The 23,357-nt window shown below is 74.0% G+C and carries 18 protein-coding genes; 9 read left to right on the forward strand and 9 right to left on the reverse strand.

Annotation, left to right across the window (positions count from 1 at the left end; genetic code table 11):
• Positions 1-27 precede the first annotated feature (27 nt).
• Positions 28-1,002 (forward strand): GlxA family transcriptional regulator, encoded by a 975-nt coding sequence (locus IF27_RS01395; protein ID WP_052847370.1) that lies wholly within the window; start codon positions 28-30, stop codon positions 1,000-1,002.
• Positions 1,003-1,027: 25 nt separating this feature from the next.
• Here IF27_RS01395 and IF27_RS01400 read toward each other — a convergent pair whose 3' ends face one another.
• From IF27_RS01400 to IF27_RS01415, 4 genes are all read right to left on the reverse strand, one after another.
• Positions 1,028-1,936, reverse strand: a complete 909-nt coding sequence (locus tag IF27_RS01400) for a hypothetical protein (protein WP_110945422.1) — start codon at positions 1,934-1,936, stop codon at positions 1,028-1,030.
• Entirely contained in the window at positions 1,933-4,137 is a 2,205-nt protein-coding gene (locus IF27_RS01405) for a hypothetical protein (RefSeq protein ID WP_052847371.1), read from the reverse strand. The genes IF27_RS01400 and IF27_RS01405 overlap by 4 nt, the downstream gene beginning before the upstream one ends.
• Positions 4,134-5,006 carry a hypothetical protein gene (locus tag IF27_RS01410; protein WP_052847372.1) on the reverse strand — a complete coding sequence of 291 codons (873 nt, stop codon included), beginning with the start codon at positions 5,004-5,006 and terminating at the stop codon, positions 4,134-4,136. The genes IF27_RS01405 and IF27_RS01410 overlap by 4 nt, the downstream gene beginning before the upstream one ends.
• A gap of 134 nt (positions 5,007-5,140) precedes the next feature.
• Positions 5,141-5,827 carry a Crp/Fnr family transcriptional regulator gene (locus tag IF27_RS01415; RefSeq protein WP_223290865.1) on the reverse strand — a complete coding sequence of 229 codons (687 nt, stop codon included), beginning with the start codon at positions 5,825-5,827 and terminating at the stop codon, positions 5,141-5,143.
• 254 nt (positions 5,828-6,081) lie between these two features.
• Here IF27_RS01415 and IF27_RS01420 point away from each other — a divergent pair, with 254 nt between their 5' ends.
• From IF27_RS01420 to IF27_RS01440, 5 genes are all read left to right on the forward strand, one after another.
• Entirely contained in the window at positions 6,082-7,566 is a 1,485-nt protein-coding gene (locus IF27_RS01420) for a cryptochrome/photolyase family protein (protein ID WP_223290866.1), read from the forward strand.
• Positions 7,567-7,696: 130 nt separating this feature from the next.
• A complete protein-coding gene (locus IF27_RS01425; protein ID WP_052847374.1) occupies positions 7,697-8,065 on the forward strand; it encodes a hypothetical protein in 369 nt (122 codons plus the stop codon).
• A complete protein-coding gene (locus IF27_RS01430; RefSeq protein ID WP_052847375.1) occupies positions 8,062-9,087 on the forward strand; it encodes a hypothetical protein in 1,026 nt (341 codons plus the stop codon). The genes IF27_RS01425 and IF27_RS01430 overlap by 4 nt, the downstream gene beginning before the upstream one ends.
• A gap of 158 nt (positions 9,088-9,245) precedes the next feature.
• Positions 9,246-10,436: a macrolide family glycosyltransferase gene (locus tag IF27_RS01435; protein ID WP_052847376.1), complete on the forward strand. Its 1,191-nt coding sequence runs from the start codon at positions 9,246-9,248 to the stop codon at positions 10,434-10,436.
• A gap of 63 nt (positions 10,437-10,499) precedes the next feature.
• On the forward strand, positions 10,500-11,774 hold the full coding sequence (locus tag IF27_RS01440; RefSeq protein WP_190232757.1) for a hypothetical protein: 1,275 nt from the start codon (positions 10,500-10,502) through the stop codon (positions 11,772-11,774).
• A 189-nt stretch (positions 11,775-11,963) separates the two neighbouring features.
• On the opposite strand, the gene IF27_RS01445 is transcribed toward IF27_RS01440, so the two are convergent.
• Positions 11,964-12,866: an erythromycin esterase family protein gene (locus tag IF27_RS01445; protein ID WP_052847378.1), complete on the reverse strand. Its 903-nt coding sequence runs from the start codon at positions 12,864-12,866 to the stop codon at positions 11,964-11,966.
• Between the two features lie 123 nt (positions 12,867-12,989).
• Positions 12,990-13,541 carry a hypothetical protein gene (locus tag IF27_RS01450; protein ID WP_052847379.1) on the reverse strand — a complete coding sequence of 184 codons (552 nt, stop codon included), beginning with the start codon at positions 13,539-13,541 and terminating at the stop codon, positions 12,990-12,992.
• Positions 13,542-13,748: 207 nt separating this feature from the next.
• On the opposite strand from IF27_RS01450, the gene IF27_RS01455 reads away from it, so the two are divergent.
• Entirely contained in the window at positions 13,749-16,019 is a 2,271-nt protein-coding gene (locus tag IF27_RS01455) for an MMPL family transporter (RefSeq protein ID WP_110945424.1), read from the forward strand.
• Positions 16,020-16,266: 247 nt separating this feature from the next.
• Here the strand turns inward: IF27_RS01455 and IF27_RS01460 are convergent, their stop codons facing one another.
• From IF27_RS01460 to IF27_RS01470, 3 genes are all read right to left on the reverse strand, one after another.
• Positions 16,267-17,178, reverse strand: a complete 912-nt coding sequence (locus tag IF27_RS01460) for a terpene synthase family protein (protein ID WP_052847380.1) — start codon at positions 17,176-17,178, stop codon at positions 16,267-16,269.
• A gap of 38 nt (positions 17,179-17,216) precedes the next feature.
• Complete coding sequence (locus tag IF27_RS01465) at positions 17,217-18,377, reverse strand: cytochrome P450 family protein (protein ID WP_052847381.1); 1,161 nt, start codon at positions 18,375-18,377, stop codon at positions 17,217-17,219.
• 232 nt (positions 18,378-18,609) lie between these two features.
• Complete coding sequence (locus IF27_RS01470; protein ID WP_052847382.1) at positions 18,610-20,817, reverse strand: terpene synthase family protein; 2,208 nt, start codon at positions 20,815-20,817, stop codon at positions 18,610-18,612.
• Between the two features lie 285 nt (positions 20,818-21,102).
• Here IF27_RS01470 and IF27_RS01475 point away from each other — a divergent pair, with 285 nt between their 5' ends.
• Both IF27_RS01475 and IF27_RS31765 read left to right on the forward strand, forming a co-directional pair.
• Complete coding sequence (locus IF27_RS01475; RefSeq protein WP_052847383.1) at positions 21,103-22,185, forward strand: hypothetical protein; 1,083 nt, start codon at positions 21,103-21,105, stop codon at positions 22,183-22,185.
• A 110-nt stretch (positions 22,186-22,295) separates the two neighbouring features.
• The gene (locus IF27_RS31765; protein ID WP_052847384.1) at positions 22,296-23,342 is read left to right on the forward strand and encodes a serine/threonine-protein kinase; all 1,047 of its coding nucleotides are present in this window, start codon (positions 22,296-22,298) and stop codon (positions 23,340-23,342) included.
• The last annotated feature ends 15 nt before the right edge of the window (positions 23,343-23,357 follow it).

Consider the following 23,357-nt stretch of genomic DNA (forward strand, 5'->3'; position numbering starts at 1 on the left):
ATTGCCGTGCTCCGCTAAATTACCGCCATGGGCCGTCATGTCGTCGCGCTGGCCGTGACCGAGGGTGCGCCGATCTTCGAGCTCGCCGTGCCGTGCGAGGTGTTCGGCCTGGCCAGGCCCGACCTCGTCGATCCCTGGTACGAGCTGCGGATGTGCGGCGACGGCGCCTCCGTGCCCGTCGCGGCGGGGCTGCGGGCGGACACGCCGTACCCGTGGGCCGCGCTCGCGGACGCCGACACCGTGCTCGTCCCGGCCTGCTCGCGCACGGTCCAGCTCGACCCGCCACCGGCGCTCCTCGCGGCGCTGCGCACGGCCCACGAACGGGGCCGCCGGATCGTCTCGCTGTGCGCCGGGGCCTATCTCCTGGCCGCGGCGGGGCTCCTCGACGGGCGCGACGCGACCACGCACTGGATGAACGCCCCCGACCTCGCCGACCGTTACCCCGCCGTGGACGTCCGCGCCGCCGCGCTCTGGACGCGTTCCGGGCCGGTCTTCACCTCGGCAGGGACGGGCGCGGCCATCGACCTGTGCCTGCACCTGGTCCGCGAGGACCACGGCGCGGCGGTGGCGAACGAGGTGGCGCGGCGCATGGTCGTCCCGCCGCACCGCGAGGGCGACCAGGCGCAGTACGCGCGCTCGGCCGCCCCGCCCCCAGGACGGGCCGACGAGCTGGCGCCCGTCCTGCACTGGGCGCAGGAGCGCCTGCACGAACCCCTGACCGTCCGCGCCATGGCCCGCGCCGCCCACCTCAGCGAACGAACGTTCGCTCGCCGTTTCCGCGACCGCCTCGGCACGACCCCGTTGCAGTGGCTGCTCCAGCAACGCGTCCGTCACGCGCAGGAGTTGCTGGAGACGACGGACGCCCCGGTGGAAACCATCGCCCACCGCTGCGGCTTCGGCACCTCCGCCAACCTCCGCCACCACTTCACCCGCACGACCTCCGTCTCCCCCCAGACCTACCGCCAGGTCTTCCGCAGCAGGGTCGCCCGCCCGGAAGCCTGACGGCCGCGGGCGACCACCGCCCGCCTCACCGCGGGGGCCAGTCGTCCCCCGGCGCGTCATGGCCGACACGGCGACCGATCGACAGGAGCCGGTCACGGAGCAGCTTGGACACCTCCTCGCGCTCCTCCTCCGACAGCATCCCGAGCAGCCCGGCCATCTCGTCCTGCCAGTTGGTCTCCTCCTTGACCAGATGCCCGTTGCCGACACGCCAGTCGAGGACGTCCCGGATCTCGTCCGGCCTGCGCAGCAGCCACAGGGCGGCGAGCGCCACCGGCCCCGACCTGATGGCCTCGGCACAGAAGCTGTACTGCTCGCGGTGGGCGGCCGACCACTCGGCCGGGTAGCCCGCGCCGCCCGGCTGGGTGAGCAGCAACTCGCCGTCCGCCTCGCGGGAGTGGACGTGCGCGACCCGGTAGCTGAGCCCGCGGTCCGGAAGCTCGTGCGGCAGGGAGAGGTGGTGGGCCACCTCGTCGGGCCCGAGGACACGGCGTGCGGTGGTGTACGAGTTCTCCAGGTTCCGCAGGCGGGTGTCCAGGTCGCGCGCGACCACGGGCCACCCGTACTCGGTCCCCGTCCTGACGAGTTGCGCGGGGTCGTGGACCCACCAGGTCACGCGGATGTCCGCCGCCTCGGCAGGACCGTACTGCCCGGGCAGGCGGATCGCCCGGGTGGCGTGATGCTCCCCGACGAGGACGCGGAAAGCGCCCTCGTAGCCGCTGGCGGGCCTGCGGGGTGTGGGCCGCTCCAGCCCCGTGCGTACCGCCATCGCCTCCTTCTTCCTCCGCGCCCGCGGCCAGCGGACGCTGTGGCGGCCGTCCCTGTCGAGCAGCACGAGCGCGCGGTCCGTGTGCCCGGACAGACGGTGCCCGATGATCTCCAGCCAGGGGGCGTGGGCACCGGCGGTGTAGAGGGGCTGGGGAACTGCGGCGTTCATACGGTCCTCCCGGTGGTGTGGTCGGCGCCCTGCGGCCGGGCTTGGCCGGTGCGCCAGGCTGCCAGGGCGCGCTCGGCGATGTCCTTGCCGAACAGGTCGCGTTCCTGGTTCTGCCGGATCTGTACGAAGAGGCGCAGGGCACCGTGCGTCATCTCCGCCGCCAGGGCGGACAGCAGGATCTCGACCGCCGGGCGCAGGGAGGCCTGCCATGTGGCCCTGCCACAGAGCCGGACCACGGCCACGCTCGTGCCCGCGAACCGCTCGTCGTCGTCGAGCATGCGGCGGACGAGGCCGATGAGCCGGTCCCGGTTGCCGTCCGGGCCGAGGAGTTCCCGCGCGAACCAGTGCGTCCGGTGCCGGAGGACCTGGTCGAAGGTGTCGAGCGCGAGCGCCGTCCGCAGGTCCTCACCGGCCAGCCACGTGAACAGCTCGCGGACGACCATGCTCTCGTGCCCGCCGTCGAAGAGGGACAGCAGCGCCTCGCGGATGCCGGAGGAGATCGGAACGCCCTGCTCGGCGTCCTGCGGGCGCGGCAGGTGCGCGAGAAGGGTGAGCGCCTGATCGGGCCTCGACAGCCCGAAGTCGGTCGCGCAGGCGAGAGCGACGGTGGAGCGCAGCCGCCAGTCGGCGGCCACGCTCCAGCTCACGAGCCGGTGCTTGACCTCACCCGTCAGGACGGGGTCCTGGGCGGCGAGGCCGAGGGCGTAGGCGGCGATCGAGCGGGTGGTGCGCCGCTCGGAGAGGGCGAGGTCCCTCAGATGCCTGAGCGCCTGGTGGCCGCCGCCCCATCGGGTCGCCAGCCCCATGATGCGGCCGACCGGGGCGGTCAGCTCCGGTCTCGGCTCGATCTTCGCCAGCCACTCGGTCAGCAGGGTGGAGAGCGATCCGTACTCGTGCCACACGTGCCGCAGCACTGCCTCGCCGCGCCGGTGGCGTGTGAACACGACGGGCTCGCTGGTGTATCGATATCCCACGGCGCTGCGGATCTCCGGCGGGCGGGGGTTCGCCCCGATGGCGCGGAGTTGCTCCGTGAGGGAGCGGCGGAAGACGAAGTCGGGGTTGGGGCGAGTGCCTTGCCGTGCGGCCTCGCCTTCCGTGACGGCGTCGAGCCGGCCGTCCGCGAGCGCGAGGAGCCGCTCGGACTCCTGCATGACGACCCGGTGGTCCAGCCCTTCGAAGACCGAGGCCGCGAGGAGGAACGACAGCGCGTCCGGATCGTGCTTCAGCTCGGCGAGGAGGGCGGGCACCTCCTCCCGCGCGAGGAAGCTGAGCCGTTCCCTGAGCGTGTCGGGGTCCGTGGTGCCCTCGACGACGGCGGCCACCAGCTCGACCACGTGGGCCGGGAGCGTGCCGGGCCCGAGGAGTTCGTCGAGGAGACCGCCGTCCAGTACGGACAGGAGCTGGTCCCGGGCCGCCCTGCCGGGGACGGCGTCGCGGAGATGCGCCTCGAAGATGAGCCGTGGCGACGGGGTCACGTGGTGGACGAACGGCATGCGCAGGGTACGCACGCAGTGGCGGCGTAGCTCCGGTGTGTCGGCCAGGACGACGACCATGCGCGCGTCGGCGTCCCCGAGTGTGCGTCGCAGCCGGTCGATGTCGCCGCGCCGCAGGGAACCGACGAGGACCGGCTCGTCCACGAGGTACCCGCGCGTGCCCTTGTGGGACGGCTTCCACGTCGTCAGGTCACGGTCGCTGTCCACCGAGCGCAGGTCGAGGCTGTTGCTGTGCCGTTCCAGCAGGTTGAGTGCCGTGGTGCGGCGGCCCGTGTCCGGCTCGCCGATCAGGAACAGCAGCCCGGTGTCCAGCTCGGCGAGCGCGTCGGGGAAGCAGTCGGGTTCGACGAATCCGGCCTTGGCGTCGAAGATCTCGCCGGGGGAGACGGGGCCTTCCCTGGAGTCCACCCGGGGGCGTGCCGTGCGCTCGTCCTCGGGGCCCCGGCCGTCGTTGTCGAGGCGCTGGTCCCCCCACACGGGGCCGGTGTTGACCACGCTGTTGGCGGCCAGCACGAAGGGGCGGCCGACATCGGCGAGCGCCCCGTCAGGGAGCAGGGCCGCCATCTCGGGCGGCAGGGAGGCCAGGAACCGCAGTTCGTCCCGCTCCTCCTCGTCGCTCCCGGTGTCGGCGGGCTCCTCCGCGCCAGGACGCGGGTCGGGCGGCGGCTCGTCACCCGGCGGTTCCACGGGCTCCGGGTCCGCCGTCATCGGCCGCCGTCCCCTCGCCCTGTGGAGTTGTCGTTCCACGTCTGGCCGCCGTGGACCTGGCCGTTGTTCTGGAAGCCGCGATCGACGCGGTAGACGGTCGTGGCCGGGGCCGGACGGTCGGGAGCGGGACGGTCGGCAGCGGCGCGCCCCGGGGCGCCGGACGGACGCTCCAGGTCGTCGATCACCCGGTCGCCGAGGACGCGTCGGTCGTACAGGTTCCCGGACGGGGCCGGGACGTGCAGCCAGGCCCGTTGCGCGAACACCTTGCCCTCGACGGTCGCCGGGACCTCGATGAAGTGGTCAGGGTGCCGTCCGGCGTAGCCGCCCGCCACGGCGTCCTCGAAGCACCGGTCGGAGAGGATGGCGGCGACATGGGTGACGTTCTCGCTCGACGAGGAGAGCATCATCTTCACCGGACGGGAGTCGAGGAGCCGGTGGGTGTCGTTGCGCGGCGTGCCGTTGCCGTCCGCCTCGTCGCCGTCGTCGGGCAGCGGGCCGATGTGCAGGCTGACGCGCAGCCTGATGCGCACGGCGCCCGCGGAGTGGATGTTGAACTCGGCGAGCGTCTCCTGGAGCACCCCGAGCCACGGGTGGATGAGGCAGGGCATGGCGGCCGGGTCGAACCCGAAGACGTAGCCGTCGCCGGTGGAGGCGGGGAACCGCCGGTCCTCCCAGACGTCGCCGAGACCGGCGCGCCGGAACGACTGCTCCAGCATGCCGGGGATGGCCCGGCTGATCTCCTTGTGCTGGACGGCCTGGAAGCCGGTGAAGTCCTTCGCGTCCACGGCCACGATGCCGCGGTAGGGAGGGAGCCGGCGGCTTCGTGAGTTGGGCACGAGGCCCGTCGGCAGGGGAAGGTTCTCGGACATGTGGTCGCTCCTGCGTCGGCACGGTGGACGAGCGGTGGTCGTCCGCTCGCAGTCCGAGAGTGGCAAGCAGACGCCGGGCGTTGTGCACTCGCGGTGCGCTCGGGCGGTGACGCCCGCCACATGCCGTGCCCGGGTCATCGGCGGAGCAGGGCGGCGGTCCTGCGCAGGGCGGACAGGTCGTTGATGACGATGTGCCGCCGTCCGGCGGTCTCGACGTGGCAGGACTCCAGCTCGGCCAGCTTGGCGGTGATCGTGTTGCGTGACGTACCGAGGTACTGGGCCAGTTCGTCGCGGGTCAGGGCCAGGTCGAGCGGGGCGGGGGCGCCTGGCGGTGGGTGTCCCGACATGTGCGCGAGGCTGACCAGGGTGTCGGCGAGACGGGCCAGGGCGTTTCCGGTGCCTCGCGCACGGTCCGACTCGCGGAGTCGGCCGAACGCGTAGCGCACGAGGGCGGGGAAGATGTCCCGCTGAGTGGCGAACCGCAGGAAGTCGTCGGCCTTGACGACGACGACCGTGCAGCGGGTGAGCGTCTCCACGGTGGCCCCCCGCTCGCCGCCGTCGAGGACGGCGACCTCTCCGAGCAGTTCACCCGGCCCCCGGAAGGCAAGCAGCGTGGACTCGCCGCTTCGACCGGTGCGCACCACCTTGGCGACGCCGTCGAGCAACGCGAGCAGATGGGTGCCCTTCTCCCCCTGACGCAGCAGAATCGTTCCTGGCGGGTGGGAGCGGGAGTAGGCATCGGAAGTCAGCTCACTCCATATCAGGTCACCGACGAAGTCGCGCAGCGTCGGTCCGTGTTTCCGCGATGCCCCTTCAGTCATGACCAAAACTGTAGGGACCAGGAGCCTTATGGCGCGGCGAAACCGGGATACCCGGCGAGATCCGCAGGTCACAGCCATCGACGGGACCGCAGAGGGTGAAGTAGCGGGAAATTACCGACAGAGCCTTTCCCCGTGTCCTTTCTGCGGCACGGCGCCCGCATAAAGATCGGAGACCTGGCGATTCCCGGAGCGGCGCGCCACGCCCGGAGCGTTATTTTGGCGGATCAGGGCGGATCGATGGAGGTCTTGACACTGTGCGTTGGGTTTTCGGGGATCAATTGGGGGATTGGTTTGTCGAGGGGATGGAGAAGGACGAGCCCGTGCTCATGGTGGAGGCGCGGGGTGTTCTGGCGAGAAGGCGGTTCCACCGCGCCAAGGCGCACCTCGTCCTGTCGGCCATGCGGCATCGCGCCGCCGAGTTGGGGGAGCGGGCGCGGTACGTGCGGGCCGACACGTACGGGCAGGGGCTGCGGAAGGGCGCGGGCAGCGACCGGGTGACGGTGTGTCGGCCCACGTCGCGGCGCGCGCTGGAGTTCGTGACGCGCCTGGACCGGGTGGACGTGCTCCCGGAGCGCGGCTGGATCGTCTCGCGCGAGCGGTTCGGCGCGTGGGCGGGTGAGCATCGGGTCGGCGGCGCGCGGCTTGAGGATTTCTACCGCTGGGTCAGGCGTGAGCACGGGCTGCTGATGGACGGCGACGAGCCCGCGGGCGGCACGTGGAACCTCGACCAGGAGAACCGGCAGCCACCGCCCAGGGGCCAGGAGACGCTGGAGGCCGGGGAGGTGTGGGCACCGGACGAGGACGCGATCGACGACGAGGTGCGCCACGACCTCGACCGGTGGGAACGCAAGGGCCTCGTGACGTTCACCGGCCGGGACGGGCCACGGCGGTTTCCGGCCACACGCGACGAGGCACGCGCGGCGCTGCGCCACTTCGTACGGCACCGGCTCGCGGACTTCGGCCCCTACGAGGACGCGATGCTGGCGGCGGACGGGGCGATGAGCCACAGCCGCCTGTCCGCCGCGCTCAATCTCGGCCTCCTGCACCCCGCCGAGTGCGTCGCCGAGGCGGAGCGGGCATGGCGCGCGGGACATGCGCCGCTGAGCAGCGTGGAGGGCTTCGTGCGGCAGGTCGCCGGATGGCGCGAGTACGTGTGGCAGCTCTACTGGCACTTCGGCGAGGAGTACCGGGCGCACAACGCGCTCGGTCACACGGAGCCGCTCCCCAGGTGGTTCGAGGAGCTGGACGCCGACGCCGTCACCGCGCGCTGCCTGTCCACCGTGCTGGCGCAGGTGCGCGACACGGGGTGGACGCACCACATCCCGCGCCTGATGGTGCTGGGCAGCAGGGCGTTGCAGGACGGGTGGGACCCGGCGGCGCTGACGGAGTGGTTCCACCGGTCGTTCGTGGACGGCTACGACTGGGTGATGCTGCCGAACGTCGTCGGCATGTCCCAGTACGCGGACGACGGGCTGATGGCGACGAAGCCGTACACGTCGGCCGGTGCGTACATCAACCGGATGAGCGATTTCTGCGGCGGCTGCGCCTACCGGCCCGGCGATCACACGGGGGATCGGGCCTGCCCGTTCACGGTCGGGTACTGGGCGTTCCTCGACCGGCACCGCGATCACTTCGGGCACCACTACCGCATGGCGCGGACCGTGAAGAACCTCGACCGGCTGTCCGACCTGCCCGCACTGCGCGAGCAGGCCGCCCGACGCGGCGCGTCACCCCCGTGACCGGGCACGGCCGGAAGGCGTCGCAGGCGATCGGGAAGGCCCGGAGAACGGGCGGTACATGACACAGAAACGCGCCCGCCGCGCCCCTGGCCTCCGGGACGGTGGGCGGACGGGGAGGATACTGGCGCGCATGAACGTTCGGTTGCTACGCGCCGTCGGCGCCGCCACCGCCGCGTACGGAGCGGCGGTGACGGCCCGCCCCGGCCTCCTGGGCCTCCCGTCGGGACTGGGCAACGAGGAGCCGGTACGCATCTCCCTCCGCCCGGTGGGCCTGCGCGACGCCGCCAGCGGCGCGGCACTGCTGCTCGCCCCACGCGGCCCGGCTCTGGTCACGGCCGCCGCACTGCGCATCGCCGCCGACGCGGGGGACGCCGTGCTGCTCGGCCGCACCCTCCCCGGGCGCTCCCGCCGCTGGGGCGCCGTCGCCGTGTCGGTGGGCTGGGGGGCGCTGTCCGTGGCCGGTCTGCTGTGGCCCGAACGCAAGGGCCCCGACGCATGACCGCCCCCTCCCCGATAGCCCAGGCTGCCGCCGCCCTCCCCCACACACCCGCCGGCCCGGAACGCGACGCGCTGCTCACCACGCTCCACCGCGCCCTGCGCACGGCCCCCGACCCCCCGCACCCGCTACGCGACACGGTCCTGCGCGCGTGCACCCCCGCGGAACTGCGCGACTGGGGCCCGTACGGTGCCCACGAACTCGCCCGCCGCACCGGCGAACCCCCCTGCATGACACCCGACTTCCTGCACGCGCCCACTCCCCCGCAGTCGCTACTCTCTGCAGGCCCCCCGCTGGACGACGAGGTGTTCGCCGCCGCCGTCCGCCTCCTCCCCGACGCCCCCGCCGCCCTGCGCGACGGCGAGGACCTGGGCAGTTGGGTCTCCCGGCACCGCGCCGCGCTGAACGCCTGGCAGACCATGTGGCGCGACGTGCTGCTGACACACCCCGACCGCCACCGCGCCGTCGTCACCCTCACCACCGGCACACCCGCCGGGAACGTCGTCCGCGACCTGCTGCTCGGCACCCTGCCCTGGGCCGTCGCCCCCGACCTGCTGACCGAACTGGCCGACGACGACCTGTCCCGCTTCGACGGCGCGCTGCTGGCCGCCCGCATCTGCCGCCTCCTCTGCGCGGGACGCACCCCGCAGGACGTGCGGGCCGAGGTCGCAGGGGAGTTGGACGCCCTGCCGCCCGACGTCCGTGCGTTCCCCGAAGCCTGGTTCGGCACCCTCGGCGCCGCCCCGGAACGTGGCGTCAACGCGGCGGCCGAATGGGCCGAACGCGCCGCCACCGGCCGCTGGCGCGCCCTCCTCGACCCCACGACGGCGGGCGAGCGGACCTGGCGCGCGGCACCGGCGGACGTCCAGGCGCTGGCGGAACGGTTCGCCGCCGTCGCCGCGCACGCCCTCGACACCTGGCGGCCCGCGCCGGGACGCGCCGACCGGCCACGCCCCGACTGGCTGCGCGACCTGCCACCGTCCGAGGCGGGGGGCGGGGTGGGCACCGCGCCCGTACCGGGCTAACCTGGCTCCCATGTTCTTCCTCGCCCAGATCTACGGCTGAACGGACCGGCGCGGCCTCGCCGCCGCCCCCGCGCCCGCACGCCTCGGCCCGCCGAGTGCACATGTGCCGGTGCGCGCCGTCCGTCATGCCCGTAACGACCTGAGACGAGTGGTTCCCCATGTCACGCCCCGTCCGGCGCGCCCGCCGCGCCCACATCGCCATGGCCGGTATCCCGGCCGTCAGCCACACCCTCCCCAGCCTCGAAGTCATCCGTGAACTGGTCGCGCGCGGCCACCGGGTGACGTACGCGAACGACCCCGCCGTCGCCGACCTGATCGCCCCGACCGGCGCCGAACTGGTGCCGTGCACGTCCGGACTGCCGGTCGCCGACAACGTCTGGCCCGACGACCCGATCGCCTCCATGGACCTCTTCCTGGACGACGGCATCCAGGCCCTGCCCCAGCTCCGGGCCTTCTACGACCGGGATCCGGCCGACCTCTACCTCTACGACATCGGTCTGATGGCGGCCCGCGCCCTCGCCGAGTCGCAGGGCCGCCCCTGCGTGCAGCTGTCGCCGACCTACGTCTCCTGGGAGGGCTACGAGGAGGAGGTCGGGGCGCTCCTGTGGGGCCTGCCGGGGGCCGACGCGTTCCAGGCGAAGTACACGGACTGGCTCGCCGGGAGCGGCGCCGTGACGACCGACCTGGACGCGTTCCTCGGCCGCCCCGAGCGGGCGTTGGCGCTGATCCCCCGCGCGATGCAGCCGAACGCGGACCGGGTGGACGGGAAGCGGGTGACGTTCGTCGGCCCCTGCTTCGCGCCGCGCACGGACCAGGGCGGCTGGACGCGCCCGGCCAGGGACGTGAAGGTCCTGCTGGTCTCGCTCGGCTCGGCGTTCACGCGGCGGCCGGAGTTCTACCGGCAGTGCGTCGCGGCGTTCGGCGGGCTGCCGGGCTGGCACGTGGTCCTGCAGATCGGGAAGCACACGGACCCGGCCGAGCTGGGAGACGTGCCGCCGAACGTCGAGGTCCACCCCTGGGTGCCGCAGCTCGCGATCTTGGAGCAGGCCGACGCGTTCGTCACGCACGCCGGGATGGGCGGCAGCAGCGAGGGCCTGTACGCCGGGGTGCCGATGATCGCGGTGCCGCAGGCCGTCGATCAGTTCACCAACGCCGACCGGCTGGTGGAGCTGGGGGTCGGGCGCCGCATCGACACCGCCGACGCGACGGCCGAGGCGCTGCGGGCGGCGCTGCTCGCGCTCACCGGCGACCCGGCGGTCGCACGCCGTTCGGCCGAACTGCGGGCGGCGGCGCGGGCGGAGGGCGGCACGGCGCGGGCGGCCGACCTGATCGAGGCGATGCTCGGCTGAAACGACGCGCTGCGGGCCGGGGCGGCCTTGTCGCCGCGCCCGCCGCTCAGGACCATGAGCGGCATGCGTGGTGGACAGCCGGACCGGCTCGTGGCGCGGGCCCTGCGGAGCGAAGGCGGCGCGGCCTCACGCCGGGCCACGGCGCGGCTCTGCCGCCGCGTCCGGCGGCGGCGCCGCCCGCCGTCGGATTCTCAACTGACCTCGGCCATAAGCCTGTTGGCGCGGGCCCGCGACAAGCGGGTCACCGTGCCGCTGCGGGCGGCCCTGGAGGTCGCGTGCGCCGATCCCGACGTGCTCACGTACGTGCTGGAGCGGCTGGCGGACGCCGTCGAGGGCCCGTGGCGCGACAGCAGGGACGGCGTGCTGACGGCGGGGCTGCTCGCGTTCCTCGGCGGGCCGTCGCCCGGCGGCGGGTTACGCCTGACCGCCTACGCGGGGACGCGCGGGCGGGGGCTGCTGACCTGGTTCGTCACCGCCGCGTGCGGCGCGGACGACGAGGAGGTGCGGGAGGCGGGCGTCCGCCTGCTGGGCCGCAGCGGGCATCCGGGGCTGCTGCGGGTGCTCGAAGGCGAGTTCGTGCGGCACGCCGACGCGGAGTTGCACGGCGTCTCGCTGCGCGGCACCACGGGGCCGCTGTGGGACGCGGACGGCCGCCCTTCGCCGTTGACCCGCGCCTGCCTGGCGAACCCCGGACTGCCGCTGACCCCCGTGGACGGCGGCGGGTTCAGCGTGCACGCGACGCGCTCTGGCGTCCTGCTCGCCGTCCTGAAGGGGCGGCTCGACCTCGTGCCCGACTACGTCGGCGCGCGGGGCGCCGCCGGGACGGTCGGCGCGCTGCTCGGCGGGGCGCGGCTCGCCACGTCGGGAGAGTTCACCGACGCCTGCCGCCGGGCGCTGCGCTCGTTGACAACGGGGAGTGCGCAGGACGAGGTCTGCCGGATCGCCGCGACGGGGCGGGACGCGGAGGCGCTGGCGGCGGCGCTGGACGCGGGCCTGTGCTGGAGCGGGAGCAGGGCGGCGTTCCTCTACCTGACCGAGCAGTGGGCCCGTTACGACGCGGCCGACCCGGACGGCGTGTTGATGCGCGCGTTCTGCGCGGAGCACACGACGCCCGCCGTGGGGACGTACGGGGCGCGCGTCCGTGAACTGGCGCGGCGGACCGGGCGGGACGATCCGTGGCCCGCGCCGCGCCCCGGCGGCGCGCGGCGGGACGGGCTGCCGAAGGCGACGCCGCCGCGCGAGCGCGGCCCGGCGCCCGGCGCCGTGGGCGGGCCGGTGCGGCGGCACGGGCTCCTCGGCTCGGACGGCTGGTTCGGCGGCCGGACGGGAACGCCGTGAGGCGAACGACGCGGGGTGAACGGCCCGGGCTGAACGGCGCGGGGTGAACGGGCCGGAGCGTACGGGCCGGGGCGAACTGCCGGAGCTGAATGATCCAGGCTGAACGGGCCAGGGCGAACGGCGCGGGGTGAACCAGCCGGGGCGAACCAGCCGGGGTGAACGGGCCGGGGTGAACGGCACGTTCAACCGTCAGCGGTGCCCCGTCACCGACGGGCGGGCCGGGGTCAGCTCACGGATGTGCACCAGTGCGTCGAACCAGTCGCGCAGGGAGGCGCCCGAGGCGATCCCCGGGTGGATCGGGTCAGGGCCGATGATCCGTACGCGCGCCGGTCCTGTGAGCCAGTCCAGAACCGCCTGCGGCGCCCCCTCGGTCGCGGTCAGGTCGAGCAGGTACGCGTCCGCGGCGGCCGTGCCGAGCACGGCCTCGGCCAGTTCGGGCCCCGGCGGGTCCAACGGCACCGGGATCAGGCCGTGGTGGAACGTGATACCGACCGAGACGTACGCCGCGCCGAGCCGTTCACGCAGCAGGCTTCCCGCCGTGCGCCGCTCGCCGATGGGGGCGGCGGCGGTGTGGGCGTAGCCACCCCAGTGGACGACGCGGTCACCGGTGCGTCCGTGCCAGTCCGACGCCCCGTCGGCCAAGGCGCGTTCGACGTCGCCGCCCCCGTCGGGGACGGGCACGAAGCGCACCGGGTCCGTGGGGTGCCGCGCGTTGAAGGCACGCAGCCAGCGGAGGAGTACAACGATGTCCTCGGTGCGCCAGAAGGTGCGGGCCGTGGCGACCAGCGTGTCGGGGTCGTCGCCCTCCCCCGCGATGTACGCCGCGACGCCGGTCCGCACGGGGTCGTCCCCCTCCAGCAGCAGCGCGCGGAAGCCCGCCTCCTCGACCAGTGTCCGCAGCGCCCGGTGGGCGGCGACCGAGGGCTCACGCGCCGCGCGGACCGCCGTACCGAGTGCCACCACGCCCGCGTCACGGGTGAGGTGGAGCAGGGGACGCGGATCGTCGGCCGGGGCGTCGGCGGCCGTCACGTCCAGGGGACGCGCCACCGCGTCGAGCCAGTCGCGCACGGTCGTCGAGGGGAAGTGCCGCATGGGAGTGCTCCTTGTCCGCCGGACCTGCCCGGCATGCCGAGCGTCCCCCTTCAAGGTCACTTGAGGTCAAGACGGACGCGTGCCCGGCCGTGGTCCGCCACGGCCGGGCATCGTCGGGGAGGTTCAGGCGGCGACCGGCGTACGGCCCGCCGTCCGGAGGCCGGCCCGCAGCACGGGACGTCCCAGGGCCAGCCCCGCGGCGAGCGACACCACACCGAGCGCCGCCGCCAGGTTCGCCGTGTCCTGCGAGTCCACGGGGATGAAGGCGTACCACTGCGTACCCCCGGCGTCGTAGATCGGCTCCCACACACCGGCCGCCAGCACGAAGCCGAAGAGCCCCTGCGCGATCAGCCCGAGGGGCAGCGCCGCCAGGGCGCACACCGCGGTCATGTCGAAGAGCAGCCAGCCCAGGTGACGGGCCGGGAGCAGCCGGTTGGCGGGCGGCGGCGGGGCGATCGCGACGTTCCCCCAGCGCGCGGCGAGGTCGCCGCGCCAGGCCGCGTACCGGTCGAGGAGCCGGACGACCCGCGGCGTCGTCCACAGGCCGATGCCGACCGGGATCAGCGCGACCGACGTCAGGGCGACGCTGAACAGCAGCGCGGAGCACACCACCGCGACCAGGGAGACGGCGAACCCGCGGAGCGGGGCGACCAGGGTGTCCCGGAGCGTCGTCATGATCAGTCGTCCTTCCGTCCACCGCACCGGGCGACCGCCGCTCGGTGAGTACGTGGACCACTCTTCCCGTACGCCCCGGGAAGGTCAGCCGCCCTGACACGCCTCCCGGGGGTGTACTTTGCACCACCCCCGAAGTCGCCTTGCGTCCCACCGGACGGGCACTCAGACGGCTGGGGACCGGCCGCCGCGATTCCTAGCGTGTGAGCCATGACGCCTACACACCACACTCCCCCGGCGGGCGGCCGGACCCGGCCCGGTCTCGCCGTACGCCTCGGCGGCTGGAGCACCCGCCACCGCAAGACCGCGATCATCGGCTGGCTGCTCTTCGTCGTGGTGGCCGTCGTCGCCGGATCGGCCACCGGGACCAGGCAGCTCTCCGGCGCCGAGTACGGCACGGGCGACTCGGGCCGCGCCGCGCAGATCCTGGAGGACGCCGGGATCGAGGAGCCCGCCGGAGAGATGGTGATGCTGCGCAGCGAGGACCCGGACGGCTGGCGCGCCGCGGCCGGTGAACTCGCGGACGCCCTGGACGCGACCGGCGGGACCGCCGCCCTCCAGGAGCCGGTGGCCTCGGAGAACGGCCTTGAGGGACTGCTGACCTACCAGATAGCGGGCGACCCCGAGACGGCGGTGGACCGCGCGGAGCCCGTGCTCGACGCGATCGACGAGGCGCGGGCGGCGCATCCGGAGCTGGAGTACTACGGGTTCGGGGAGGCGACGGCCGGGACACAGCTCAGCGAGATGCTGTCCAACGACCTGCGCACGGCCGAGTTCACCGCGGTGCCCCTGGCCCTCGGCATCCTGTTGGTGGTCTTCGGCGCGCTGGTTGCCGCGCTGCTGCCCGTCTTCCTGGCGCTCACCGCCTGCGTGGGCACGTTCGGTCTGCTCGCCGTGGTGAGCCACCAGGTGCCGCTGGACGAGGCCACGAACTCGGTGATGTTCCTCGTCGGCCTGGCCGTCGGCGTGGACTACTGCCTCTTCTACCTGCGCCGCGAGCGGGACGAGCGCGCGGCGGGGCGCGACGCCGGGACGGCGCTGCGGATCGCCGCGGCGACGAGCGGCCGGGCGGTGCTGGTGTCGGGGTGCACGGTGCTGCTGGCGATGTCCGGGATGTTCCTGTCCGGGCTCAGCCTGTTCCACGGATTCGCGGTCGCGACCATCCTCGTCGTGGTGATGGCGATGCTGGGGTCGGTCACGGTGCTGCCCGCGACGATGGCCTGGCTCGGGGACCGGGTGAACGCCGGGCGGTTGCCGTTCCTCGGCCGGGCCAGGCGCGGGAAGCGCGCCGGTGGGCGGGGCGGCGAGCGGCGCGGCGAGCGGTCGGGCGGGCTGTCGGGGCGGGTCATGCGGCCGGTGCTGGCGCGGCCAGGGCTCTTCGCGGTCGCCGCGAGCGCCGTGCTGCTGGTGATGTGCGCGCCCGCGCTCGGTATGAAGACGGAACAGCTCGGCATGGAGAAGCAGTTCGGCTCCGACTCCGAACTGACCATCGCCTTCCGGGAGATCACCGGCGCCTTCCCCGGCGGCCCCGAGCCCGCCGAGGTCGTGGTCCGCGCGGACGACGTGACGGCGCCCGCCTTCGAGGACGCGCTCGCCTCGTTCCGGCAGGAGATCGCCGACGCCGGGCGGTTCGGCGACCGCGTCACGGTGGACACGTACGAGGACCAGGGCGTCGTCCGGATCTCGGTCCCGCTGGCGGGCAACGGCACGGACGACGCGTCCAAGGCGGCGCTCGACGTCCTGCGCGACGACATCGTGCCCGGCACCCTCGGCGAGCAGGGCGAGGCCCTGATCGCGGGCAACCTGGCCGAATCACTCGACTTCACAAACCAGTTGGGCAGCGACATCGTGCCCGTGCTGCTCTTCATCGCGACGGTGACGTTCCTGCTGATGCTGGTCTGCTTCCGCTCGCTGCCGGTCGCGCTGGTCTCGATCGTGCTCAACCTGCTGTCGGTCGGCGCGGCCTACGGCACGATGACCGCCGTCTTCCAGCACGGCTGGGGGGCGGAGGCCCTGGGGACCGAGAAGGTGGGCGCGATCGAGGCGTGGATGCCGCTGTTCGTGCTGGTCATCCTCTTCGGACTGTCCATGGACTACCACGTGTTCGTGGTCTCCCGGATCCGGGAGGCGCACGAGCGGGGGCTCTCGACGCGGGAGGCGATCCGGGACGGGATACGGGCCACGGCCGGGCCGGTCACGGGCGCGGCGGCCATCATGGTGGCGGTCTTCTCGGTGTTCGCGCTGCTGCGGATGCAGGACATGCAGCAGATGGGCGTCGGCCTCGCGGTGGCCGTGCTCGTGGACGCCACGGTGGTGCGGATGGTGCTGCTGCCCTCCCTGCTGGCGCTGCTGGGCGAGCGCAGCTGGTACCTGCCCCGCTGGTTGGGGTGGCTGCCCCGGCTGGAGCACGGGGACGCGGCGGACGTGGCGCCCGCCCCGGCGCCCGCCGGGAACCGCGAGCCGGAGCCGACGCACCGCTGACCGGGGCCGGTCGGCGGGCAGGACCGGGGGCGGGGGCGGGCGTAAGCAAAACGAACATTCGCTCGCCCCCACCGCCCCGGGCTCGCCAGCACAAAACGAACGCTCGTTCTGCCCCTACCCGCCGCGGAGTTCGGCGAGAGGTTGCAAAACGAGCGTTCGTTTTTTATTCGCCACCAGCGGGCAGCAGCTCAAGAAGACGAACGTCCGTTTTCCTCAACCTCCGCCCCCACGGCCCGCCGCGCACGCCCTACCGCCCCGCCGTCGTCCACCCCGCCGTCGTCCACCCCGTCGAGGACGGCGGCACGGTCACCGGCTCCTCCTCGCGGTACCGCGCGCTGTCGCGGTGCCAGTCCCACGCCCCCCGCACCGCGCCCGTGACGCGCGCCCCGAGCAGCCGTCCCTGGCGGCCCGCTTCGGCCAGTTCGTCGCGGGCGCGCAGCAGGTCCACGACCCGGGCCGTCGTCATGCGGTCCACCTCCGCCAGGGCCTCCGGCCAGCCGCCCCCGTCACGCGCCCGGACGAGAACGGCCAGGTTCGCCGTCTCGCCCGCCCGTATGTCACGCGGCAGGGAGTGGACGTCGTTCGTCCACGCCATGACGTCGCTCGCCGCCGCGACCGCCGCACGGGCCGCGCGCCCCTCGGCCAGCCGCACGGGAAACGTCTGCCGCTCCACGTACTCGACCAGGTCGAACACCGGGTAGGCCCCGAACGAGCGCCGCCGCCACGCCACATACCCGGCCACATCGGGCACCGGCACGGCCCCGAGCCGCACCCCCGCCTGCCACCGGTAACCCGCCACACACTCCCGCAGGTGGCGCGCGAAACGATTCCGCCAGCCACCCGGCGCACCCTCGGCCGTGACGGGCCACAGGTCACGGACCAGCGCCTCGTGGAACGGACGGGGCACCCCGCGCGGCAGCCGCCCGGCGTGGTCGAACCAGTCGTCGAGCGTCAGCAGCCAGACGTACCAGCGCGCCAGCACGGCCATCTCGGCGTAACCGGCCGTGCGGTAGTAGCTGGTGGCCAGGGTGACGACCCGCGAGGCCGCCAGCCGGCGCGCCCCCCCGTCCGGCACCAGGCCGCGCGCCGCGGCCCAGGCGTACGCCTGGTCCTCCAGCTCGTCCGAGCGCGGATGGAGCGGCTGACGGCGGATGGGCATCAACAAAATCGATTCGCCTTTCGTGATGTGATGACTTGTCAGAAGCTGACGGGCAAGGATTCGAGCCGCCGCGTCCGGTGGGACGGCCGCCACCTCAGCTCGTCGGGCGGCACGGCCGTCTCCAGCCCCGGCGCGCGCCGCAGCAGGGTGGACAGCGCGATCCCGGCCTGGACACGGGCGAGCGGGATGCCGAGACAGAGGTGGATGCCGCGCCCGAACGACAGGTGGCCCTGGCCGCCCCGGTCGAGGTCGAGCCGGTCGCCCTGCGGGAAGCGCCGCTCGTCGCGGTTGGCCGAGGCGAGGGAGAGGATCACCGAGTCCCCTGCCGCGACCGCGACGCCGCCGATCCGCATGTCCTCGGTGGCGAAGCGGCGGATGGCCAGGGGCAGGGGGCCGTCGAACCGCAGGAGTTCCTCGATGGCCGCGGGCAGCAACTGGGGCTCGGCCCTGAGGCGTTCCCAGTGGGTGCGCGGGTGGAGCAGGGCGAGGACACCGTTGCCGATGAAGCTGGCCGTCGTCTCGTGTCCGGCGGCCAGGACGATGAACGCGACGCTGATCAGTTCGTCCTCCGTCAGTCTGCCCTGCTCGTCCCGCGCGTCGATCAGCGCCGTCAGGAGGTCGTCGCCCGGCCGTCGCCGCTTCGCGGCGATGACCCGCCGCAGCTGCTCGACGGCCTGTGCTATCGCCGCGCGGGCCGCCCCGGGACAGCCGGGGATCAGGAGGGAGTTGGTCCACTCCGCGACCTCGGCCGACTCCTCGCGCGGGAGCCCGAGCATGTCGCTGATGACGCGCAGCGGGAGCGGGAGCGCCAGGTCGGCCATCAGGTCGGCCCGGCCGGTGGGCGCCACGGCGTCGAACAGTTCCTCGGCATGGGCCTCCACGGCGGGGCGCAGGGAGTCGGCGGACCGGCGGGTGAAGGCGTGGGAGACCAGTCGGCGCAGCCGGGTGTGGTCGGACCCGTCGAGGTGCAGCAGATCGTTGCGCAGGGCGGGAGGAAGGGGGAGTCCGCGGTAGCCGCAGCCGTTGCTGTGGTCCGCGTTGGTCGAGAGCCGGGGGTCCTGCAACGCGGCGCGTACGTCCGCGTAATGCGTCACCAGCCAGGCCGGCGCACCGTCCGGTCCCGTGACGTGGTGCACGGAGCCGCCGGCCCGCAGCCGGGCGTACGGCCCGTACGGATCTGCGAAAAAGGTCTCATCCATGTGCACGCTACGTAGCGTACAGGCGTACTTACAGTCCGCGACAGGGCGACTGAGGAAACCTTTCCCTAGCCCTCTGGCATGTGTTATAAGCCCCGGCGCACCGACCGCCCGGAGTGCGGTACGGGCGGTGGTGCGCCGGTGCGCGCCGGCGGGCGCCGATCGAGCGGCGGCCGGGGCACGGCCGTGCCCGGCACCCGGCCCTGCCCCGGCCGACCCGTCCCCGCCGGCCCCGTCAGCCCGCCTGCCGCGCCCAGGGCCTGACAGCCGAGGTGCCGAGCCCCGACGGCGCCCCGAGCGGCCCGTGCCCGAGGTCCTCCTCGCGGTAGCGGCGGCAGCCCCGGTGCCAGATGAGGATGCCCGCGAGCCAGTTCTCCAGGTCGGTGACGTACGCGTCCAGCGCCGCCCGCGCCTGATCGTCCAGGCCCAGATCCGCACACACCACCGGCAGTTCATGCGCGACGATGTGCTGGAACTGACGCATCCGCGACTTCATCAGATCGTCGATGATCGCGAGCCCGGTCGGATAGTCGCAGTCGAAGAAGTTCTGCACGACGAGGATCCCGTTGTGCATCTCCCCCTCGAACTCGATCTCCTTCTGGTAGGAGAACACGTCGTTCATCAGCCCCGCGTAGTCCGCCGCGGCCCGCTCAAGCGAGATCAGCGGCCCGCTCGCGTACACCTCGGGCGGCAGGGTCTGCCCGCGCCGCAGCCTGCACAGACTCATCGTGAAGTCGGCGCCGAACGTCCGCCGCCGCATCTCCAGGTAGTCCACCGGCTCCGGGACGCGGTGCAGCGCCATGTTGTCCAGTTCCCACACCCAACTGGCCGTCATCTCCTCGATGGTGGTCCGGAAGACGCGGCGGTGGTCCAGCGTCATCGGCCCCGCCGTGCGGCGCCAGAGGTCCGCCAGCCCGCGTTCCAGCGCGTTGGTGGGCGGGGGCGTGGCCGACGGGTCCTCCACCGGGATGTACGCGCTCAGGCGCTCGGTCGCCAGCCGCGCGCCCGCGAGGTCACGCGTGCGCCCGAACACGACCGGGTAGTAATCGTCGCCGTACGTGCCCCAGGTCAGCCACTGCGAGGACACGTCGAGGTCCTCGGCGGCGGCGTCCGGGTGGATGCCCGCCGCGCAGAGCGGGAAGTCGTAGCCGTCCAGCTTGCGTTCGTCCCAGACGCCGGGCGCCTCGTTCAGCATCCCCATCGCACGGCCCCAGGCCACGGTGTTGCGGCGCGCGGCGGGCAGGTGGGGGTTGAGGCGGGTGGTGAAGGGCATCTCGAAGTCCGGCAGCCGCGACGGCCCGACCCGCCGGTAGGGGGTGTGGCTGAAGCGGCGGGCCCGCGCCGTTTCCGCGCGGCGCGTGGTGAGGCGGATGTCGGCCGTGCCGGTGCCGAGCCCGCCGAGGCCGAGCAGGGCGCCGACCCGGCTGCCGCCGCGCCCCTCGGCCGCCGCCCCGCCGTCGTTCATGTACCGGCTGGAGCGCAGGTGCCACTCGTGGCCGCCCGACTGCCAGTCCTGGAGGCCCTTCACGTACGCCAGCACGTCGGCGACGCCGTCGGGGCCGATGCCGCGCTCGGCGAAGAGGGACGGCAGCTCGGTCAGCGCCGTGTGCTCGAACTGCTGGAGCCTGGCGGTCAGCAGGTCGTTCACCGCCTCGGCGGCGTCCTGCGTGGAGCAGCCGAAGAAGGTCTCCAGGACGAGGACGCCGTTGCTGAACTCGCCCTCCTCCTCGACCTCGCGCTGGTAGGAGAAGAGGTCGTTGCGCAGGTGGACGCCGTCCGAGAACGTGTCGCGCAGCACGCGCAGCGGCCGGTCGGCGGCCACCTCGGCGGGGACCTCGGCGTGCGCCGCGAACTCGACGAGCCCGGCCGACCACGGCGCCCCGCCGACCTTGCGGCGCATCTCGATGTACTCGACGGGGTTGGGGATGCGGCCCGCGTTGATGTTGGACAGCTCCCACAGCGACTCGTTGAGGAGGTGCTCGGTGCTCTCGGCGAACCGCCCCCGCCAGGCGGGGGACATGGCGGGGACGGTGCGGGACCACAGGTCGGCGAGCCCGGCCTCGACGGGGTTGGTCGGCTCGGGCATCCCGGCGGCGAGGTCCATGGGCATGAACGCAGGGAGCCGGTCGAGGTAGCGCTTGCCTCCCGGCCGGTCCTGCGTGCGCTTGAAGAGTTCGAGGAAGTGGTCGTCGAAGAAGAAGACCCACACGTACCAGTCGGTGACCAGGCACAGGTCGGCGGCGGACGCGTCGGGGTGCGTGTAGGAGCACAGGAGCGCGTAGTCGTGGGCTTCGAGGTCGCGCCCGGTCCAGATCCCCGATCCTTCGAGCATCCCCATGTCGCGCGCCCAGCGCCTGGTGTGGGCGCGGGCCTCTTCGAGATGGGGGTTCAGCCTCGCGGGATAGGGGGTGTAGAACGCTGGGAGGTGGAAGGGCTGAGTCACCCCGCCAGCATTCCGGCTGCCCATTGGCGTTACAGAGTGCTGACGCCAAACCACCCGCTCGGGTGAATCTGCGCCCGACGCGCCCCGCTGACGTGTGCGACGGAACGGGCCGGTCCGTCACGCGAGGTGAGCGCGCGGGGGACAGGCGGTGGACGAACGTCCGCGGCCCGTACGTCACTTCGCCGTCCGCCGGAACCCCGCGCGCGGCTGCGGCGTCTCCTTACCATCGGAACACCGTTCCGTTCGCCTCTCGTTGCAGGGGTGAACTCTCGGGAGGGGCACCTGATGCCGCAGCCGCTGTACGCCGAGAAGTCCTGGAACCCGCTCGCCGCCGGTGTGCGGCTCTCCGACACCCACCTGTCCCTCGGCCGCCGCCGCACGCCGACGGCCGAGCTGCACCTCGTCGCCGTCGCGGACGCCTTCCTGCGCGGGCAGTGGCTCGGGGGCGGCGGCCAGGAGGTGCCGTTCGGGTCGCTGCCCGAGGGCGCGGGGACGGTGCCCGTCTCCCGCGTGACGGGCGCGACGCGGCCCGTGCGGGTCCGGCGCGCGCGGGAGTTCGCCCGCGTGCTCGGCGAGTTCGCCGTCCGCGCGTCCGGCGGCGAGGAGGCGGTCCGGGCGCACGCGGCGCGGGCGGCGGCGGAGGGCGTGCCGCTGTGGATGGCCCGCAGGGTCGCGCCGGGACCGGCGGGGCCGATCACCGTGAGCGTGGACCGCGCCCTCGTGCGCGCCGACGTCTGGACGCCCGGCGTCCCGGCCGTACGGCTGCGCGGCCCCCGCGGGCTGCCCGCGCGGCGCGCGAACCCGGCCGCCGGGCTGACCGTGACGATCGGGGAGCAGCCCGCCGAGCTGATCGCCGCGCTGCGCACGCGGACCACACGCCGGACGGTCATCGTCCAGTCCCTGCACGGCCGCTGGGAGCTGCGGTGGCGGGACAAGCGCTCGTCGCGCGTGCTGCGGGACTACAAGCAGGTCGCCGTGGTGTCCTACCCGGACCCGCCGCCCGCGAAGTCGGTCGTGCGTCCGCTGGCGACGGTGCTGCACCAGTCGGACGATCCCCTGGACGCGGTGGTCGCGCAGTTCTTCGGCGTGGTCTGCGGCCTCGGCTCGAACATCGGGCGGATACGTTTCGGCAGTCGTGGCGAACTCCGCGGCCACCTGGAGGAGTTCGCCGAGTGGTCGGAGCCGTGGTTCACCGACGTCGGCGGCGGCCGGGACGACCGCCCGTCGGGGGGTGGCGAAGGGGGCAGCGGCGGCTGGGACGGCGGCGGTGGGGACGGCGGTGATGGCGGAAGCGGTGGCGGAGGCGGCGACGGCGGAGGTGGCGGCGGGGGCGACGGAGGCGGAGGTGGCGGGGGAGGCGGCGAGTGACGCCAACTTCCGCCCGCCGAGCGGCCGTTGGCCCCCGCACCCCGTACGCTTGACGGTCTGAGGCCGGATCGCCGCGCACACCACGCGGCGGACCCTGGGGAGGGGGCCGCATGACCCGATTCGTGTACACGGAACCGGGCCGCAATCCGCTGCGCCGTGGCGTGGCACTGGACGACGCATATCTGTACGCGGGCGGGCGCGTCCCCCTGGGTCATCTGAACCTGGCGGCGATGGCCGACGCGTTCCTGCGCGGCCAGTGGCTCGGCGGGGGCGGCGGCGTCCGTCCGCTCGACCTGCCGGGCGCGCCGCCGGGCAACGTGCCCGTGACCCTCGTGTCGGGGGCGACCCGTCCGCTGTACCCGAAGGACCCACGGGAGTTCGCCCAGCGGCTCGGCGAGCTCGCGGTGCACCACAGCGGAGGCCCCCACGGCGTCGCGGCCCAGGCCGCGCGAGCGGCGGCCGAGGGCGTGCCCCTCTGGCTCGCCCGCCGGGTCGCGGCGAGCCCCGCAGGACCCGTCACCGTCACCCTGGACCGCGCACTCGCCCGCGCCGACGTCTGGGCGGACGGGCTCCCCGCCGCCCGCCTGCGCGGCCCCGCGGGCCGCCCGGCCGAACGCGCGGGCCTCGCCGCGGGCCTCGCGCTGTCCCTCGGAACGGCGCTCGCCTCCCTCGTCCCCGCCCGGGCCAGGGACGGCGGCGGTCAGGTCACCGTCGCCTCGGCGCACGGACGGTGGACGCTCCGGCACGTCGATCGCCGCTCCTCCGCCGTCCTGCGGGACGGGCGCCCGGTCGCCGCGCTGACCCGCCCGCCGCGCAGGTCCGCGGCCCGGGGGTCCCGTCCGCTGCTGCGCCCGCTGGTCGCCGTGCGCCACGCGGGCGGCGCCGAGCCGCTGGACGCCGTGGTCGCCCATCTCCTCGCCGCCGTCTGCGGCGTGGGCGACGCGACCGGCAGCATCCGCCTCGGCTCGCACACGAGCCTGCTGGGCATGCCGGGCGGGTGGGTGGCGAGTTGGTTCACCGACGTCGCCACGGGCAAGGACGGCGACGGGCTCGGCCCGGTGCGCGGCACCCCGCGCCACCGACGGCGGTCCGGGATCTACCGGGACGTCTTCCGGGAGCTGGAACCGGGCAGCTTCGTCGAGTGGATGGTCCCGTGAACCCTGTGACCCCTG

The sequence above is a fragment of the Streptomyces avicenniae genome (assembly GCF_000719135.1).
Classification (GTDB): Bacteria; Actinomycetota; Actinomycetes; order Streptomycetales; family Streptomycetaceae; genus Streptomyces; species Streptomyces avicenniae.

Excerpts from the sequence above, each read along its gene's own strand:
- IF27_RS01450 (WP_052847379.1), bottom strand. The coding sequence starts at position 13,541 with ATGACGACGCTCCGGGACACCCTGGTCGCCCCGCTCCGCGGGTTCGCC.
- IF27_RS01410 (WP_052847372.1), bottom strand. The coding sequence starts at position 5,006 with ATGTCCGAGAACCTTCCCCTGCCGACGGGCCTCGTGCCCAACTCACGA.
- IF27_RS01435 (WP_052847376.1), top strand. The coding sequence starts at position 9,246 with ATGTCACGCCCCGTCCGGCGCGCCCGCCGCGCCCACATCGCCATGGCC.
- IF27_RS01430 (WP_052847375.1), top strand. The coding sequence starts at position 8,062 with ATGACCGCCCCCTCCCCGATAGCCCAGGCTGCCGCCGCCCTCCCCCAC.
- IF27_RS01425 (WP_052847374.1), top strand. The coding sequence starts at position 7,697 with ATGAACGTTCGGTTGCTACGCGCCGTCGGCGCCGCCACCGCCGCGTAC.
- IF27_RS01475 (WP_052847383.1), top strand. The coding sequence starts at position 21,103 with ATGCCGCAGCCGCTGTACGCCGAGAAGTCCTGGAACCCGCTCGCCGCC.
- IF27_RS01460 (WP_052847380.1), bottom strand. The coding sequence starts at position 17,178 with ATGCCCATCCGCCGTCAGCCGCTCCATCCGCGCTCGGACGAGCTGGAG.
- IF27_RS01440 (WP_190232757.1), top strand. The coding sequence starts at position 10,500 with ATGCGTGGTGGACAGCCGGACCGGCTCGTGGCGCGGGCCCTGCGGAGC.
- IF27_RS01415 (WP_223290865.1), bottom strand. The coding sequence starts at position 5,827 with ATGACTGAAGGGGCATCGCGGAAACACGGACCGACGCTGCGCGACTTC.
- IF27_RS01405 (WP_052847371.1), bottom strand. The coding sequence starts at position 4,137 with ATGACGGCGGACCCGGAGCCCGTGGAACCGCCGGGTGACGAGCCGCCG.
- IF27_RS01400 (WP_110945422.1), bottom strand. The coding sequence starts at position 1,936 with ATGAACGCCGCAGTTCCCCAGCCCCTCTACACCGCCGGTGCCCACGCC.
- IF27_RS01445 (WP_052847378.1), bottom strand. The coding sequence starts at position 12,866 with ATGCGGCACTTCCCCTCGACGACCGTGCGCGACTGGCTCGACGCGGTG.
- IF27_RS01395 (WP_052847370.1), top strand. The coding sequence starts at position 28 with ATGGGCCGTCATGTCGTCGCGCTGGCCGTGACCGAGGGTGCGCCGATC.
- IF27_RS01455 (WP_110945424.1), top strand. The coding sequence starts at position 13,749 with ATGACGCCTACACACCACACTCCCCCGGCGGGCGGCCGGACCCGGCCC.
- IF27_RS31765 (WP_052847384.1), top strand. The coding sequence starts at position 22,296 with ATGACCCGATTCGTGTACACGGAACCGGGCCGCAATCCGCTGCGCCGT.
- IF27_RS01465 (WP_052847381.1), bottom strand. The coding sequence starts at position 18,377 with ATGGATGAGACCTTTTTCGCAGATCCGTACGGGCCGTACGCCCGGCTG.